7 protein-coding genes and 1 tRNA gene are annotated in these 18,665 nt (G+C 40.6%); 2 read left to right on the top strand and 6 right to left on the bottom strand.

Going from position 1 to position 18,665, the window contains the following annotated elements; translation table 11 throughout:
- The first annotated feature begins 15 nt into the window (after nucleotides 1-15).
- A tRNA-Ala gene (locus tag ACE1EF_RS11820) sits at nucleotides 16-89 on the top strand.
- A 102-nt stretch (nucleotides 90-191) separates the two neighbouring features.
- Here the strand turns inward: ACE1EF_RS11820 and ACE1EF_RS11815 are convergent.
- The 6 genes from ACE1EF_RS11815 to ACE1EF_RS11790 all read right to left on the bottom strand — a co-directional run bounded on the left by ACE1EF_RS11815 (nucleotide 192) and on the right by ACE1EF_RS11790 (nucleotide 18,077).
- Entirely contained in the window at nucleotides 192-860 is a 669-nt protein-coding gene (locus tag ACE1EF_RS11815; RefSeq protein ID WP_375720875.1) for a T9SS type A sorting domain-containing protein, read from the bottom strand.
- Nucleotides 861-928: 68 nt separating this feature from the next.
- On the bottom strand, nucleotides 929-9,262 hold the full coding sequence (locus tag ACE1EF_RS11810; RefSeq protein WP_375720874.1) for a LamG domain-containing protein: 8,334 nt from the start codon (nucleotides 9,260-9,262) through the stop codon (nucleotides 929-931).
- Nucleotides 9,263-9,273: 11 nt separating this feature from the next.
- A complete protein-coding gene (locus tag ACE1EF_RS11805) occupies nucleotides 9,274-10,239 on the bottom strand; it encodes a phage tail protein (RefSeq protein WP_375720873.1) in 966 nt (321 codons plus the stop codon).
- 377 nt (nucleotides 10,240-10,616) lie between these two features.
- The gene (locus ACE1EF_RS11800; RefSeq protein ID WP_375720872.1) at nucleotides 10,617-12,797 is read right to left on the bottom strand and encodes a hypothetical protein; all 2,181 of its coding nucleotides are present in this window, start codon (nucleotides 12,795-12,797) and stop codon (nucleotides 10,617-10,619) included.
- A gap of 18 nt (nucleotides 12,798-12,815) precedes the next feature.
- Complete coding sequence (locus ACE1EF_RS11795; protein ID WP_375720871.1) at nucleotides 12,816-14,795, bottom strand: RagB/SusD family nutrient uptake outer membrane protein; 1,980 nt, start codon at nucleotides 14,793-14,795, stop codon at nucleotides 12,816-12,818.
- An 18-nt stretch (nucleotides 14,796-14,813) separates the two neighbouring features.
- Nucleotides 14,814-18,077, bottom strand: a complete 3,264-nt coding sequence (locus ACE1EF_RS11790) for a SusC/RagA family TonB-linked outer membrane protein (protein ID WP_375720870.1) — start codon at nucleotides 18,075-18,077, stop codon at nucleotides 14,814-14,816.
- A gap of 301 nt (nucleotides 18,078-18,378) precedes the next feature.
- Between ACE1EF_RS11790 and ACE1EF_RS11785 the strand changes: the two genes are divergently transcribed.
- Nucleotides 18,379-18,609, top strand: coding sequence for a hypothetical protein (locus ACE1EF_RS11785; protein ID WP_375720869.1), 231 nt, complete (start codon nucleotides 18,379-18,381; stop codon nucleotides 18,607-18,609).
- Nucleotides 18,610-18,665 lie beyond the last annotated feature (56 nt).

The following is an 18,665-nucleotide window of genomic DNA, read 5'->3' as shown; positions in this document are numbered from 1 at the left end:
GCAAAAAGATTTATTGGGGAATTAGCTCAGTTGGCTAGAGTGCTTGACTGGCAGTCAAGAGGTCACGGGTTCGACTCCCGTATTCTCCACAGAGAGGAAATTCGATAAGGATTTCCTCTTTTTTTATGAATACATTAAACCACTATTCTACCCGATCTATGCAGTCTGCAAATTTTCCAACAGCTCTAAACTTAATCCCTGACAAACTTAAGGCTCTTTGTCTTATCACCATTATAAAGTTTAATGATATAATAGCCAGAAGTTAAGTTGCCAATATTGAGCTGATTTACCTTTGAATCCAGTTTCCCTTCCATGAACCTGGCACCTCTTAAATTCATCACTGTAAAACCGGCATTTATATAATCCGGCGGAATGGCAATATTCAGTTCATCCCGGGCAGGATTAGGATACAACAAAGGATCTTCCACCTGTGTAATGCTACTATCGGGAGTTTCCAATAAAGACCAGATGATCGGGTCTTTAAAATTACCTTTTGAATCATTCACCTCAAACACAACGGAATCTACAATCCTGATAAACTGTTTGAATTCAGGAAAATAAGCCTTAAATGAAATTTTTTCTCCGGCAGAGTTTCCATAAATCAGTAAAGGTATCCTGTATTTATCCATACTTGAATAATACCGGGAGGTGGATTTACCCACACATTCACCTACCGCATTAAAGGCAGCTACAATTATGTCGGGTGTTTCTTCATACAACGAATCATTTGACATGCATATTCCTGTAATGGTCATACTGTATTCATACAGGTTAGGATTTACATTCCAGTCATCCTCTGCCTCAGCCCAAACAGCCATAAGCATCACGATGAAGAAAATAATATATCTTATTTTTCGCATTTGAATAATTATTCTAATAAATGAGACTGCCTTTTCGTTACGGACAGCCCCATTTATTTATTTAAATCCTATTTATTTTTTACAAGCATTATAGTTTCCAACGCTGTATTGTTTCTTAGCTGAAGTACATATACACCTCCTTCAACCATTGAACCGTCTGATGATTTACCATCCCAGATCAATTGATCCGAAGGAACATTTCCCCATTGCCTGATTAAACGCCCCTGCATATCATAAATGGCAGCCGCTGTAACATCATCCGGAATATTCCATATCCGTATTTTATCATTAAATGGATTGGGTGATACCATAACAGACATATCGGAATGAACACCAAACGTTAATTTAAGGGGATTTCTGATCGAACCAACAATGGCATCCGGTTTATAGCTTAAGGTTTCCGATGCCATTAATACATCCGATGATCCGTTTATCAGGCGGAAACTTACTTCACCCTGCTCTGCATTACCTGCAATTGTTATCGGGAAAAGCCAGTCATCCAGCACATTAACAGGATTCACTATGCCAACAACGTTTCCGTCATGATTCAGCGCCCGGAGTTCGGTTTCCCTGGTCACCCTGACATCACCTGTTGCAATGGCAAAGGCCGACATATTGAACTCATAATGGTTAAGAGAAACGTCAGGGAATCCATATGCTTCTGGTATTCCCACACCCTTAAATAAGGTTTCCTGAGGAAATACAAATGATCCTGTAGTATCATTTTCGGAGTGATACATATAACCTTCATTGGGTTTCATATATGTCAGACTTCCAATCCAACCCAGATCCTGATCAAACATACTGAACTGAACCTGATTTTTGATCAAATCTCCGTGTGCAGGCTCATAATAACTCAACGCACTCTCAACAGGCATTTTATGCTGTGGCGTGTAACCAATCCAGTTCCATCCATTTTCTATCCGGATAGGATGAGAGGCCGTAGAAACAGGTATGCCGGATACCTTTAACGTATCCTTATAACTGTTTTTCAGCTTATAGGATTGAGTCACAACATAGCCACTGTCCGTAAGTGTTCCGTCCCAACCGGTACCTTCAACATACGAATCAAAAAGTAATTTCGATTTGATCTCATCATAGGTAGCCGATTGTATGCTGGCAAGCAACATGTTGGTACTGTTCAACTGGTCAGAAGCCAGGTTGAACGACATCCAGTTCCATCCTGCTTTAATCGGTATTTCCTTACCTACATCATTGGTTGTGGAAATATCGACTGGGTCTGACGGTTCACCCATAATGCCATTCGCATTAAATGCAAACGACGGAGTGACTGAGGTATACAAATTGCCTGTACCGGCATCCCAGACATTGAAGGTCACGGTACCCGTTTCATTCATATTTCCATGAATGGTAAGGTTTACCAAATAAAGGTCACGATCCCGGATATACTGTACATGAGCTGAACCCCGGCAGCTTTCATCGATAAATGCAGCAACCACATCATTGACATCCATGGATAATTCTCCTGCAATACTCAGTTTTCCAATTACGGACATGGAGGTTTCGTAATCATTCGGATCCACGGACCATTCCGGTTCTTCATCTTTAACAGAAAGATTGATTTTACACCTTTCATTGTAATCCAGGTTTCCGTTGACATAAATATCGTGGCTGTATTGGCCTACATTAATGGCCGGATTAACCGTGAAGACAACATCCTGTGATGAAAGAGGACCGAGCGTTCCCATCGTGATGTCAGCTGTCAGCCAAACCGGAAGGTTCTCTAACTGCCAGTATTCGGTTGTTCCGCCCTTATTCTCAATTGTCAGAGTAAATACAGGTGTATTGTCTGGCACACATTCAAGTGAAATTTCCTGTTTTTGCCATACCAACTGGTTCTTATCTACAAAAGCAGTCCATGACACAGTAGACTCCATGCGGTTTCCATATAAATCATACACACCGTCCACACTGATATTTAATACAGTATTTTCGATACGCGATGCATCAATATTCGGTGATATCAGTATCTGGTTGCCATTTATGGTATAATCGAACGGAATTGAGCCAAGTGGTCTGGCCAGCTTTATGGCTGCGGTTTCCAGAGAAAATGCCGAACCATCAAACAGTTCACAATCCCCGGCAATGGCATTTTCATCCATTGTCATATTAACCAGTGTCTGATTATTAACCGATGGGTCAGTAACCGTCACATCCTCAAACGGGAAGTAAGCCTTGAGTCCCTTTTCATTGCCATACAATGAGTGATTCATCAGTTCCTGAATATTGACCTGTGTTCGGGCAGCGTTCCATATTCGCAGTTCATCAAGGACTCCGTTAAAAAACATATCTGCAGCACTTTCAGAAGCATTTTTCAGATAATACCGGGCTCCCAGTGCGATGTAGGCACCTCCCATTCCGGTCACTTCTGTAGCAGACCCGCTGATTTTACCTATACCATCCAGGTAAACAGTCATGTTGCCTCTGCGATTTACGACCAGTGCGAAGTGATGCCAGTTGTTATCCAGATAGGAAGTACCATCTGTCACAAAGATTTTTCCATCGTTCATGATTTTTATCGTTCCGTCCGATGCAGCAACAACAGCCCATTTTAAAGGCGAACTGTCTGAGCCATCTGCCTTTCCGTTTGAAAGCAAATATTCATCTGTGGATGGTTTTGCTGTTTTAAACCAGAACTCTACTGTGAAGTCTGACGTATTGGTCATTTCCAGTTGTGCAGAATTGAAAAGGGCATAGCCACCATTCAGAGCCAGGGCAGATCCCTGCTTGAAAATGCTCCAGGTCGCATTCACCTGTCCATGCCGTGAGAAAGCCTTATCTTCTGCCAGACTACCAAACGCATCATCCATGGCCCAGGCACCAATCAGGCCTTTCTCATATCCGTTTAAAATGGTATAACGACGTGCCGTAACCTGGCTCATGGTTGAAGCCTGATTCCAGATACGAAGACTGTGTATATTTCCTTTAAAACCATGTGTCCCGTCATTCGCTATCATCAACGAGGCACTTCCAAAGTAATTCACATTTATTTTTTTGGATGGAGTGAAGGTTTCATCTCCCTGAGCTATGATCATTCGCATTTCGTTTGATTCATCTTTGCCACCGTTATCAAATACCACAGCATAATGGTTATAAACGCCAACATTGGTAAACGTAGCTAGGGAAGTTAAGGCCTCGCCATTCAGTTTCATGACCAGCTGATCATCTGCATTAAACCCGAGCCAGAGTCCGCCACTGTTGGCATCACCATGGGAAATAAGGCATTCTTCCACCCCTGTTCGTTCCCGTTTGGCCCAAAACTCAACTGTAAACGGTGTATAGTTCAGGTTTATATTCTGCAGGACAGTCATATTCTGCGATACGCCGTCAAAATGCAGGCTGGCATCGTGTAATACATAATCATAATCGCGCAGGTCCGTTCCGTTCTGAATTCCAGTCAGGGAAATATTGGCCTTACCAAAAATCCCTGCCTGAATATCTTCATCAAATGGGAGCAAAATTTCACTGTTTGGTGAAAGGATGGCATCCGCCGGCTGCGGTGATCCAAAAACTTTCGGAGGTTTACTGTCGTATACGCCTGAAACTATTTCTGATTCATAAACAGAACCATCTGAGCAATAGGTTATTGCACGCAAATCATAATTCCTGTTTTGCAGATCCGTCATATCCCAGATAAAGGTAGTGGTAGGATTTCCTGCAATGTCCGTAGTATCTTCACCGGACATTCCGTCAACAAACGTTTGAACCGTATTCCACTGGTTGCCTTCTGAAAATTTGTACTGGAAGATAAAGCTGGTGAACTTGCCATGGTTAAGATCATACCCACTAAACTTTACGGGCATTTCATACCTTCCGGATTCCTTTTTAAAGCTGTTATTAACGACCCAGTTATCGCGTGGATTCGTAATCTCAATCTCTGTGCAGCTTTTTGTAAATTCCGCCGTTATGGTCAAGGTGTCTGAAATATCGGGTACATCATCCGTTGGATCGAATTGACAAAGGGAATGCATTATGATATCCAGATCCTGATACAGGTTTACCTCACTTCTTCCTTTCTCCACTGTAAGAGTTTTCGTTACTGTTTTTCCTGCGGGAACCAATACAGTAATTCCTCCCACCAGTGCTTTGCCGTCTACTTTAAGAATGGCACCATCCGGGTTGGTGGCCGGATCGACAAAGAGACCATACCAGGCATCAAGGTCTACATCGCTGGTGTTGGAAAGATAAATGCTGAATACAGCTTGCTGGCCTTCCGGCACATTGGAAATGAAAAGTCTCTCTGCTGTTATTACCGGTGACTCCCGTTGCATTGTTCCGGAACTGATTTCAACACCGGGCATGTAATAATCCTTATAGAAATCCTTGTATTCATTATCAGCAGCCCTGCTGTGTTCCCTGAACATATCATCGAAGGAAACCGGAGCGCCGCCATCCATTAAATCTATTTTTTCGTCCCAGGATAAATTTCCTATCAAATTGTCGACATATTCGTCAATTTCCGCTAATAAAACCGGTTTTAGCTCAGGTTGCAGGAACTTCGTGTTGTATCCCGGTTCAGCCGGACAGGAAGATTGTCCTCCACGCAAAATAAATACCGGGGAACCAAACACTCGGTCTTTCTTTACATCCACCGAAAAATAGTCGCCAATATCTCCATCTTCAAGCTTAAAACCAACGGTTTGACTTAAGGATGTTGAACTGGTTTTTGTATCCACACCACCTTTATGAATGCGTTCCTTACCCTGCACTTTGAATCCTAATCCATTAACCTCTATCCCTAGAGATGTTGCAACGCCAAAATCAACATTCCATTCAAATGACGAGGAAGATACCTTGGTCGTATCAACTGTAACTGATGACTCTATACTTGCTCCGGCATCAAAAGATAAATTATTATACTCATTGTTATCATTAAAATTATCTGATGCAGTCAGTTTAAGCAGTTCATTTTTAGCCAGTATCTTTTTCCAGTGATTGATCAGTTTATTGTACTCTTCCACTTCATTTTTTACAGTATCGGAAGGTGTTCCTGCCTGGAACACAAAATCGTAAGATGGCCCCCTGATGGTTGTGGAGGTCGTATCGACATGTTGATTATTAAATACCGGATCAGTATTGCTTAAGCCATACCTGGCATCTGAGGGAGAAAGGTGTGATATATATGTTAAGCTATCAAACAACTGATTGCGCAAATTAATCAGGTTTGGTATAAGATAATTTTCAATATGATTTTGGGTATATATAAAATCGGTTGTCTCTGTTTTGCCTACTATAAGTGCCTTTTTATTACCTACCTTATAATTGCCTGTATTATCCCTGATAATTTTAATATTTGTAGCAGCCCCATAATAGATGTTGGTACCATGTCCAAAGAAGACATCACCCATATCTCCCACGAACAAAGAATTGCTCTGGGTTGAATAATTGAACTGATATGTTTTTGTAGATGTAAAGGTATTGTCATCGTTTCTTTTATACGAATGACTGGTTGAAAGACCTATTTCATTGATAACATCAATATCCGTTATTACTTCAAATCCAAGTCCACTGGAAGTTTTAACATCCACCCCCATCATATAAAGGATATCAAGGTCACCGCCGGTGCCGGTAGCGGCCGAGCTCACCGTGGTATTACTGACAGTAAATCCCTTATTAAAATAGGAATAACTATTTGATCCAGGAGGATCACGCAGAATAAAATCAATTTCATCGGGACCGGTAACGAAATTAAGGCCCCCTGCAAGTTTTCCACCTAATACATAACAGGCACGGGTAATTTCTGCTCCCGGAATATAATTATCACCAACCTTGAGTTTAAAATTAATGTTTTTGGTATAAGGATCTGCCTCCAGAGGAATTCCACCCATAAAGGTATGTATGGCAATGCCTTTTCCATTGAGCTTAAGTGCATCGAGTTTATTGGTATTGGCAAACTGATTTTCAATCACAACTGTACCGTCATTAACCGGTACCGTTGACACCTGATTATTATCTGCATTGATGTATGGTTCCACCACGGCTATCTTTATGTCATAGGTGTTCAGTTGTAAGAAAACAGGATGTCCCAGTAAATAGGTATAACTCTCGTCACTTTCCCTTTGAACAAGAGGAATTGTAATGCTGGAATCCCTATTCACATTGTAATTATACGTTTTCTCGCCCCAATAAGCTGAGTCATTTTTATTAGTAATCTTCATTTGAGGTGAAGAACGCCATATCCAGTCCCGGTTATGGTTATAAGCCAGTACCGTATCTACTTTTTCAAATATTTTTTTCGTTTCACCGCTAACAACAGTGTCACTGAAAATTGAATCGATGGTATATTGCAGATTGAATTTATTCGACATATCAATGGGTAATCCATCGCTTGCACGATTAAAAGATATACCGGGATTTATGGTTGTCGGGGCTCCCTGTAAAATAAATTTTTCAGGCAACAGCTCAATCTTATAGGTTCCATTATTTACATCTGTGGTAAATGAAACGGTTGGATCATTATTCCACAGGTCTACACCGCGTTCTGTTGTAAGTGTAACCTTGACCTGTCCAATGTTATTGGTTGTTGGATCCGTCAAAGATCCTGTGGCTTTTTGACCTTCAACAGGACCGCCAACAATTTTACCTACCAGTGTCAGTTTGGTTGTATCACTAAAACTGACACCATAAACATCATCCTGAAAATCGAAATATGTCGTATTTCCATATTCATCCAGAGCCGGCCAGTAGGCCGATTCAAAGACATGTCCGTTTTTCTCTATTGAAATATAATGTTCACCAATGGGTACATCTATATCAAATTCTCCCTGTCCGTTTGTGCGTACAGGTTGTTTCTTCTCATCGGAAACGATAACGCCATCTACCTTCAGGTATACATCCTGTACCGGATACCTGGTTCCTGCGTACATAACAGTTCCCGTTACCCTGAAAGAGGATATGTCAGTAAAGTCAGTATTGTTAAACACAGATGATTCCTGACTGATATAGAGCAGTTTATTGGTAGGATCGAACTGATGGATTCCCATGGATGGAACAACCCTGAAATACGAGCCTCCCGATGAATAGGCAATACCCGCGATGACGTAATTGCCATTCTCGTCCGATACAGCTTTATATCCCAGTCGTGAAGCCGAAGGAACATAGGTTGAAAATCTGGCATCATAATTATTGTTGACACTAACTATGGAAGCATGATTCTCATTAAAATTGCTGTTTAATCTTGATATGTCATAAAAATTACGACCACCACCTTCGTTCATTTTCCAGTAACCTACCAGGTTGGAATTATTCGGATTTTCATAAGCATCGAATGTACGATATACATCATCGGCACTAAAGGAGTTTTCCCAAAGCTTAATTTCATCCATATAACCTGAAAAATATAACATCGTATTCCCTTTACTGGCACCGCCAATGAACCATTTTGACTGGCCCACTTCTTTACCCGGGAAGTTTGCAGACATAAACAGACTTCCGTTCAGGTAGAGCTGGCAACTGTCTCCCTGTGCAAACCAACTTAAACTAAGCTGCATAAAATCCTGCATTATGCTGTCAGCGATTTGTTTGGATCCCATTTCCATATCACCCATTGTTACATAAAGCCATGTGCTGTCTGTGTTTTGTTTAAATCCAAAAGACAAACTGGTACCTAAAGAGAATACCGGATTATATACCTTATTGTTAAACCATGTTGGCTTCACCCACGCCTGAACTGAAGCGCCATTTGACAAGTCAGCTGGTGTTACCGGGTTTACCAGTCCATAATTTCCCAAAATGCTTTCGGGGAAATGGTAACTATACTCCCCCTCCTTGCTGGGAATTTCCGGTTCTGCAAATACCTTAACACCTTCAACTATATTGCCTCCCTTGTAAGTTATACGCCCTGTTACCGTAGCTGACGTAACACGAAAACCGACGCCATCAATGCGATTTAATCCCGGAATTTCGGTATCCCACACACCATCAGCGATTACCTTATAGGCATACATCTGTCCTGGTTCTGCATATACGTCCTGCCAGGTGCTTTCATCGCTGGAGAGGGTACCTACCAAACGGTATAGCTCATCCCCGTCAGAAAGTTTTTTCCTGTAAATTTTAATCTGTGTAACCAAATCAATAGAGTACAATTCCCATTGCAGCTTAACAAAATCGCTGTAATATCCTTTGGAGGCAAAAAGACCACCATTAAATGCATCCTGTGTGTATTTTAAATCATAAGGAAATCCAATAGAAATGGATCTGTCGCTGGCAATTAATTTTGTATCGTTGCCCAGATAAGCTTCTCCAATCATTCCCGTAATCCCTAACTGGTTTGATTGGTAATTAAATGTGTAATTACCTGTATTTGAAGGTGAATATTGTGGTTGTGCATAAATCTGCGTAACCAACCCCCACAATACAAGAAATAAGACTTTCTTGTTCATAATTTGTGGGCTTAAAGTTTGATGATATAATTTACCGCAACATTTACAGGACGTGTTTCATTACCTCCGGTATTGTAAATTGTTAAACCATGTATATGTCCTCCGTTCCATGAAAGAGCATCTCCGGGGATGGGCCCGGGAGGCGTTGACCATGCCTCATCACTACTACTGGTTTCAGCAAGCGTCTTCATGCTTGAGTTTACATTCGGAACCTGATCCATAGGAAGTTTCTGGATAGTATGCGTATGTGCACCACCGTTATCCATTTGGTATTGATGGGTGTGAGATTTAAACTCATCGGCCTGATAAGAACCTAAGTTTCGACCATTATCAAGCCCCCTGCCGTTATCCATACCTCGCAGGAAAACACCACGCAGGTCGGGAACTTTGAAACTGGTAACCCCGGTTCCTCCATATGTCGTTTGTATTACGTTGTATAATTCTTTGTATAGGTCATCATTACCATTATAGGTTCCTCCATTACACATAACCCATCCCTGCGGTGCAGAGGTTCCGGCGTACGGAACAATAGTTCCGGGAGGTACTCCGTTACTTCCCCCTTTTACTTTATCGGCTACAACAGACCTTGTTGAACTTTCAGCTGCCTTAGCATAAGGAACTGCCAGTAATATCTTTTTTGCTACTGTTTGATAAGCGCCGTTGTCTTTCACCTCTACTTTAAGGGTATAATCGAAGCTGGCAAAATCCAATGCATCAAAAGCGGTTGTATTTACAACTCCAATCACAGCCTGAAATACCCCGAATTCATTTGTGCTTAGCGTTTGATCCTCCGTAAACTCGGGATTGGTTTCATTGCCCGAATACAAGGTAAACTTAACTTCCAGATTTGGTTCGTTTTGTAGTGCAGCTCCGTCGGCTCCGCGAGCATATCCCTGAAAAGAGAAACCTTTGGTTGATTGAGCAATCGTTGCCAGACTAAGGCAAAAGAAAAATAAAAGAGTATATACGGCTTTCATGATTATATGTATTAATAAGTTTATAATAGATAATTAAATTCCTAATTACCAACATTATCATGCAGCGAATAATAAAATCAGCGGGAATATAAATTCAATTTGGAGTGTCTTTCAGCGAGGTATTGAAAGCTTTTAAAGAAATGGAGTAAACAAACTCTTTTATATACTTATATACACATAACAATAATAGTTAAAATATGTTTCAATGTCTAAAAGATAATTCAGTTATTCTGTTTAATCCGGTTAACAGATTGTGGTGTTTTTTGAAGCAAAAACATTCATTTCAGAGCAAATGAAAAGAGGCCGTCCAAAATTAAAGGACAGCCTCTTTTGTTCATATTAGTTAGTAAAACAGTGTTTTAATTTATGCCGGAAATCTATTGTCTCCATCTTGGATCACCAATTCCAAGTGTGTATATTTCATGGTTATGAACCGTTGCGGTGTTATTGTAAAACAGACCATTAAGATTATCAATTTCATGCATATCAGGATCATCGGCCACTATCGGTGGATTAGGACTCTTCATTAACTCTGAAGGTGAAATAGGCACAGTACCTACTTTTACCACAAGCTGATCTTCTCCCTGAATTATACCCGGAGAGTAAAGTGAATAAGCACCTGCACTGTTTTTATTTGCACTGAATGCTGCAGAAGTAAATATTCCATCGTCAACCTGTTGTGTTTCGTCGCTACTTGAAGAGTAGTTATCAGCAATATCGAATGTAATCTCCTGTGCTGCACCATTAATAAAGCGGATATCCATTCCTTCGAAATACATATTACGGGTATCTTCGTCTTTTTTGGTTTGAATAAACAAATTCTTCTTTACAGTAATGGAACTTCCACTCGGCAGGTAGCGCAAATCGAAGAGTTTACGGCCACTAGAACGTGTACTAAAGTTTACAAGCGTGTTATTTTCAAATGTAATTTTGTACTGTATGTTACCGGACCAATCCAGGTTTTTACCACCATCCGTGAAGAAGCAGGTGCGGGGCGAATCATAGAACGTGTTGTTACGGAACACCATATCCATGAATATGTTCGATTTTGCATTGCTGCCATCACCTGCTACCCAGGCATATCCGCGGCCATTATTGTCGTAGAAACCACAATTATAGACGATACAGTCTTCTACTATAAGGTGTTCAAAAGTTTTACGGTTTACGCCCTGTACCCTTATAAATCCGCGAACCATACGTTGGAATGTGCAATTACGAACTTCGAACGATTGCAGTGTTACTGCCATACCATCTGAATACATGTTGATAAAGTAGTTGCCGTTTGACGATCCGTCACCATAGTTCTTAGCCAACGGGCAGTCGAAATCAATTCCTTCAAATATGAGTGACTTGATGTTTATACCGCCCAATTCGCCGGATTGAGGCCGACGACCAAACATAAAGTTCATTTGGTTAGCAATACCACTGGGCGCCAGAGACATACCGCTTAACAACACTTTTGCACGTTTACCTGCGGCCAGATCTTCCGGCTTTGTGGCAAGTGTCATCCCCTTACACAAACTTGTATTGTTATATAAGTAGTAGGTTTTACCACCTTCCAGATAAAAAATGGTTCCCTCTGCCAGGGATGCGTCAGCAGTGTAGTTATCGATAATTGTATCAATACGGCAGGCATTGTATTCTACTGCGCCTTCAATCGTATCGTTAGGATCAACATAGTGAGGAATAAGAATAGGTTCACCAGGTTCACCGTCCATACGAATGACGCAGGTATTGTAAATTGCATCCCAGTGTACGGGAATATTAATGTTTTCAACATTTATAACATAAACGCTGTTTTCCTGCAAACCATCAATGTCTATGTAACCTGTTTCAAAATCCTCTGTGGTTATTACATATCTTTTCCATTCGTCCGGAACGGTTGCATCGGGGTTGGTCGCTGAAGCCTCAACTGTAAGGATCTGCATTATGAAATTTCCGTTATCATCTATTTCAAAATGCGTTGTAAAAGTACCATCATCGCCTGATGTTGCAAGTGAACGGTCGATATTAACACGTAAAGATGTTTTTGTGATATTATCTACCACTATGACTTCAGGAATACTGTAGCGCTCCTGAGTTGCCAATCCCTGATATTCAGCCCACTGACGACCACTGCCGTAACCATACCATTTGGAGTGATACCCCTCACCTTTAGCTGAGAGAGTACGAATTGCAAAACGATAATCGGTGCTGTACTGAAGATCCTTAATAATGATATCCAGAACCTCGGGACCAACAATTGTATCCAAAAGAATATAAGCCGGATTCTCCCAATCAGCGGCTAAACCCGAACTAACATTTGGTTGCAGGGCCATTTTTATTTCGTATCCCGCACTTCCAATCACACCATACCAGTAAAGGTGTACATCGTTTACATCAACAACCTGACAACGATAAGGATCCGAATCGCCCTTACCGGTATTATTGTCGTTGCGAAACATTGTCATAAACTCTCTTTCAGGAGAGTACTCTGCATCTTCAATCTGTTCCTCTTTGCAGGAATACATAAATGCAAACAAGAGGAGTAACAGTCCGTAAATTAATTTATTTTTCATCTAATTAAATTTAACAGATTACTTTAAATAACCATAATAATTTTGATAAGCGCCCGCACTGCGTTGAATAGCAGCATTAGGATAAGGCAGGATGTAACGTACAACCGGAAGGTTACCTGCATCCGAAGGCATTGCAGTAAGTGCTCCGTTGTCAACAACATATAAATTGCCCCGTTCATCGCCACGTATAAATCCGAAGAATGAATAGAGACATTGATCGGTAGGACAACCGACAGATTCATTCCACCACCCGTAGAAATCAGCTGTCAACCATGGGTTTATGGCATCTGTAGGCCTTTGTGTAGCAATATATGGATTATAGATTTCAAGTATATCCAATTGTGTATTAGGATATATATTTACATCGCCAGGATTACTGATAATCCTGTAATAGATATTATAGGGAAGTGTTAATTCCAAATAACCGGGCATCCCGTCATATGTTTCAACCCTTTCAATATAGTCTGACGAACCGGCTGAGTTTTCTGCAACGGAATAATAGCGAAGAAAACTGTAGTATAACACTTCAGCATACATATTATTACGTACAAGATCTTTCCATCGCATGTTTTCGCCGGCGAACTCCCATTTGCGTTCATCAAGTACCGCCTTCAGAAAAGCCGCCTTACTTGTGGATACGGATTCAACATACTCGGTAACTTTCGACTGATCATCAAATGCCCTGGCACGAACCTGCTGCAATGCTTCTTTGGCTTGTGCACCCGGACCATTCAGTTCGTTTAATGCTTCGGCATACATCAGAAGTACATCAGCATAACGCATGTAAGGATAGTTTATACCTGTATTGCTGTCGCTATTGGTTCCCATTGATTTTGAAGACCATAATTTAGACCATTTATTGTTATGCACAGTGTAATCCCGGCGAATAAGTGGTGTGCCGTCATAATCGTAATACCACAAGCCATTAAGAAATTCGCGGCGTAAATCGAGTGTATCAAACTGGAAGCGATAAAATGCACTCAGACGTGCACTTCCGCCACTTTTACCCCAGATATTCAACCCTGTTGTTTCGCCTTCATAATTGTTACCTGTAGGCCCCTGTATATAACCAATATTTCCGGTTGAGTTAAATGAAAATGGAATTTCAAATATTGGATCATCGTTGTTAACCACAACATAGTTACATTCATTGATAAATACCGTGTTGTAGGGAAGAGCCAGCGAATGTGTTCCTGAAGAAATAACAGAATCGCAGTATTGAGCTGTTATTTTATAATAATCTGTATAGTTTTCAGGACGTTGCATAGTTCCGTATTTATTTGTATTAACCGTGTCGGGATGAAGTGAGTAACCGCCACAAGTTAAAGCCATACGTGCTATCATCGACCAGCAGAACTCTTTTGACACGCGTTCTACTCCATAATCGAGGTCGCTTGCAAATGACATGTATGGAGCTATTGCTTCCAGGTCGGCAATCAACTGTTGGTGAATTTCTTCCCGATCCACAACCGGCATTACAAAATTATCGTTTGTAGAAGTTGGTGTTAAAGAGAAGGGTATGTCACCAAACATCACAATCAGATCGTGATAAAACATAGCCCGCATTACTTTAGCCTCACCCATCTGCTGCATAATATCAACATCATTCTCATCATACAGCGGACTGTGTTCAAGATAATAAACAAAATTGTTGGCATATTCTATACCTCTGTAAGCTGCTATCCATGCTTTGTTAATTGCACTACCCTCACTCGTACAGTCAAAACGACGGTATTGATCGTTGGTAGATACATTATTGGAATTTATGTACATATCCACGTCACTATTCAGGCAAAATGTTTCCAGATAAGCCTTACCATAAGTGTCATTGTTCAGTAATTGGGCATATACACCATTCAAAGCACGCGATATCTCATCTTTATTGCTGTATACATAGTCGCTATCGAAAGACGAAACGGCTTCTACATCAAGGTAGTCTTCGCAAGAATAGAGACAAGCAGCAGATAAAACGATTAATAATATATTTTTTAGTTTCATATTTGATATCCTTGAAAATTAAAAAGTAATGTTTGTTCCAAATACAATACTACGGCTACGCGGGTAGCGGTTGTAGTCCATTCCAGGAGTTAAACCTGTCTGAATGTCAACTTCAGGGTCATAACCTGAGTAGTTGGTAATAATAAACGGATTCGTAACACTTGCATAGAAACGAACTTTTGATATCCCCCGGTTCTGGGTGACATTATTGGGTAGCGTATATCCAACGGTTAAATCCTGGCAACGAAGGAACGAACCATCTTCAATAAAGTATGAATTGGTTATTTTGGTTGTTACATCAGATGGATTCCATAATGTCCTGCCTTCATTAAGAGAAGCATATATTGCAACAGAATTATCGATATAGTAGTTTCTGTACATGCACTCGCCATTTGTATAGTCTATGTATGTCCAACGATCGTTGAATTCTGACAATACATTGTAGAAATTATTCCGGTTTCCTTCAGAAGAGGAAAGCTGATATGCTGTAGCATTATTCACATCGAAACCATACATATAATTAAAGTTGACATTAAAGTCAAATCCTTTATATTGTCCATTGAACCCAAAACCACCCTGAATTTTAGGGTTTGTATTCCCGATAACAGTACGGTCATACTCATCTATTTGACCGTCAGGTACACCATTGGGACCACTGATATCCTTGAATTTGACTTTTCCGGGGAGTGTTGGATCACCGGAATTACTGGTTCCCGATACGGTATTAATAATGGTACCCTCATTGGGTATAGCTGTGAAGTTCTGGTTAGGATCGAACGTAAATTCGTCCATACTGTAAATCCCGTCGTAAACAAACCCATAAATCAAGCCAACCTGGTCGCCAACCTTTAAGCAGTAATCGTCATAGGCTGAAGACCAACGTCCGTTATTGTACCATAATACATCGTCAGTATTGTTCAGTTTGTCAACAACCATTTTGTTAAGACCAAATGTTACGTTACCACTCAACACATAATCAATACCCCGAACAATATCAGTATTCAATGTCAATTCAAATCCCCGGTTGGTGACCTGTCCAATATTTTGTACCTGTATTGTATACCCCGTTGCTGAAGGGAGATCGGAAATATAAAGCATATCGCGTGTGGTATTCCAGTAAACTTCAGGCGAGATGGAAATACGATTATTGAACATGCCAATATCCAGAGCAAGGTTACGTTTTATGGTTGTTTCCCATTTGATATCCTCATTGAAAAACTCGGCTCCGGTTGCATTACCATACCATTGTTCACCATTTTCGGTTAATTCACCAAAGCCGGGACCACCGGTTGAGTTAACCACATACAAAAAGCGCCATCTGTCGTTGCCAATATCATTGTTACCTGTTAGACCATAAGCGGCACGTAATTTCAGGTTGTTGATAAAGTGAACACCGGTAAAGAAATCTTCTTCAGAAATAACCCAGCCACCTGAAATGGCAGGGAAGGTCCCCCACCGTTTGCCGGGGGCAAATTTAGTAGATCCATCAGCACGCATGGTAAGCGACAACAAGTATTTGCGGGCATAATTGTAGTTTGCCTGACCAAAAAATGAGGACATCCGAACGGGAGTCGGATAAGACGAAGTTGTCAGGTATGGAGTGCCTAAGCCCATAATAGCAAAGGCCCTGTCAGCGGTTATATCCTTAGGGAAATAACGATTCATTACAAAGTTCGATTTATAATCGTAGTGCTGAATTTCCTGGCCCAATAAGAAGGCGAATTTATGAACTCTGTTTACTTCCAGATCATAAGCAGCAGTATTTGTCCATGTGTATGCAAAACTACGGCCAGTGCTTATTGAAGCAACAGGAAGTTTGTTGTTACTCTGGCCTGTTGATGTCATTGCACCATAGAAACGATCCGTGTTTCTGAAACTAATAGAGCCAATGATCTCAGAACGCAGCGTTAATCCACCAAGTGGCTGCCATTCCAAACGGAACTGATTGGTACTCGTATAACTGTTTTTTTCCTGGGTGTTCTGGTCGATATCGCTTTTAGGATTAGTATATTCAAAAATAGCTTCATCGTCAGGATCGACCGTTGCAGGATCCCAAAAAGCGAATTCACGCAAACCATTGGTTGGACGGTACCGAAGTACATCGATAACACCACCTGAACCGATATTATCACCTCCGGCACCTATATCATGACGATAAGTCAATTTAGGGTTCATGGTAAATAAAAGATTTTTGGTCAGGTTAATGTCAATTTTAAGGTTCATATTCGTTCGGCTAACACCCGATCCCAAAATGATACCTTTATCTTCGGATTGCGTTAATGACAGGTTTAAACGCATTTTTTCGTTACCTCCACCTATCGTAAGATTAGTAGAGTAATTTATTGGTGTTTCCCCCATCACTTCATCCTGCCAATCATGAGTTGTCGCCCGTTTGTAAATGTCGAGGTCGGCAGGGTTTCCAAAGTTAGCACGGAAGTATTTTGCGTTTGAACTCCGTGTACCACCGGAAGCTGCCCAGTCGTACTGATAACGAACAAAATCTTCGGTGTTCATCAGATCAAGTTTTTTGGAAAGCTGACTTACTGATGTATAAGCATTGAGATTAACTTTTATCTTCCCTTTCTTTGCCGATTTGGTTGTTACAATAACAACACCGTTTCCTCCCTTGGCCCCATAAATTGAAGTCAGCGAGGCATCTTTCAGCACGTCGATTGAAGCAATGTCGGTTGGAGGGATATCGTTAATATTGTCCGTTTGAAAACCGTCAACGATAAAAAGCGGATCGTTACTTGATGTGACGGAAGAACCTCCACGGATGCGGATATTAATATCAGCTCCGGGCGCACCATCAACGGTGGTAACCTGCACACCTGCAATTTTACCCTGCATTGCAACAGCGGCCGAGGTTACAGGTATTGACTCCAGTTTTTTACCGGAGATAGATCCAACAGATCCGGTTAAGTCTTTACGGGCCCTGCTAATGCCAAAACCAATCGCAACAACCTCGTTCAAAATACTTTCTTTTGGTGCTAATGTAGCATCAATCAGTTTCTGATCACCAACCTTAATCTTTAGAACATCGTACCCTATAAATGAGAATACTAAAACCGATTCCTTCGAAGGAACTTCAATAGAATATTTTCCTTCTATATCAGATGTCACACCTATCTGGGTTCCATCAATATAAATGTTTACACCAGGTACCGGTTCTTTTGTATTACCGTCTGTTACGGTTCCTTTAATCATAATTCCCTGAGCTGAAACAGCCAGGTTCACAGATGCGAGAAAAACCAAAAGAAGTAAATTCTTCCAGTATAACATCCTCCTCGCTTTAAACATGTCATTCCTTTTACACGTCATAACAATTAGAAATAAGGTTTAATTTTGAATTTTTAAGAAAAAAATGAAAAGTATAAAAAATATGCAAAAAAACAGCTATAAATGTGAATTTTTGTTAAGGCAAAAAGATGAAAAATCTGGGAAGCTATTTTTTCATAAAATTCCGGATTCGTACAAACAGGACATTGTATATTTTTTAATTTAAGAAACAATGCGTTAAAAATGGGATATATATCTAATAATGAATAAATTGAGAACATAAAACATCGTTACCGGATAGTTCTTGATAACGCTTCATATTTTAACATTACAAATAATTATCACAGCATTAAAAACATCAAAACCTGGTTACCAGATTAACATTAGTTGCAGCAATATTGATCCGGAAGATACCGGTTGGATAGGTGATACACATACATCTTCTACCATTACTCCGGCTTTCGTGGAATTCTATTTATACGACACAACCGTTTTAATTCATGGAGGAAGGTATCCGTTGCTGTTTCAAACTTAATGATTTGCACAACTCAATTCTGCAAATAAGAAAAAAACTGTATTTTAGATTCCAAA

Source organism: Quyinboa sediminis (assembly GCF_042219855.1).
Lineage (GTDB): Bacteria > Bacteroidota > Bacteroidia > Bacteroidales > UBA5342 > JBHJHP01.
The sequence above is the reverse complement of the archived record's forward strand: the minus strand, read 5'-3'. Positions and strand labels throughout refer to the sequence as shown.

Bases quoted from the DNA above. Each gene is read 5' to 3' on its own strand.
- ACE1EF_RS11790 (WP_375720870.1), bottom strand. From the start codon at position 18,077: ATGTTATACTGGAAGAATTTACTTCTTTTGGTTTTTCTCGCATCTGTG.
- ACE1EF_RS11810 (WP_375720874.1), bottom strand. From the start codon at position 9,262: ATGAACAAGAAAGTCTTATTTCTTGTATTGTGGGGGTTGGTTACGCAG.
- ACE1EF_RS11795 (WP_375720871.1), bottom strand. From the start codon at position 14,795: ATGAAACTAAAAAATATATTATTAATCGTTTTATCTGCTGCTTGTCTC.
- ACE1EF_RS11815 (WP_375720875.1), bottom strand. From the start codon at position 860: ATGCGAAAAATAAGATATATTATTTTCTTCATCGTGATGCTTATGGCT.
- ACE1EF_RS11805 (WP_375720873.1), bottom strand. From the start codon at position 10,239: ATGAAAGCCGTATATACTCTTTTATTTTTCTTTTGCCTTAGTCTGGCA.
- ACE1EF_RS11800 (WP_375720872.1), bottom strand. From the start codon at position 12,797: ATGAAAAATAAATTAATTTACGGACTGTTACTCCTCTTGTTTGCATTT.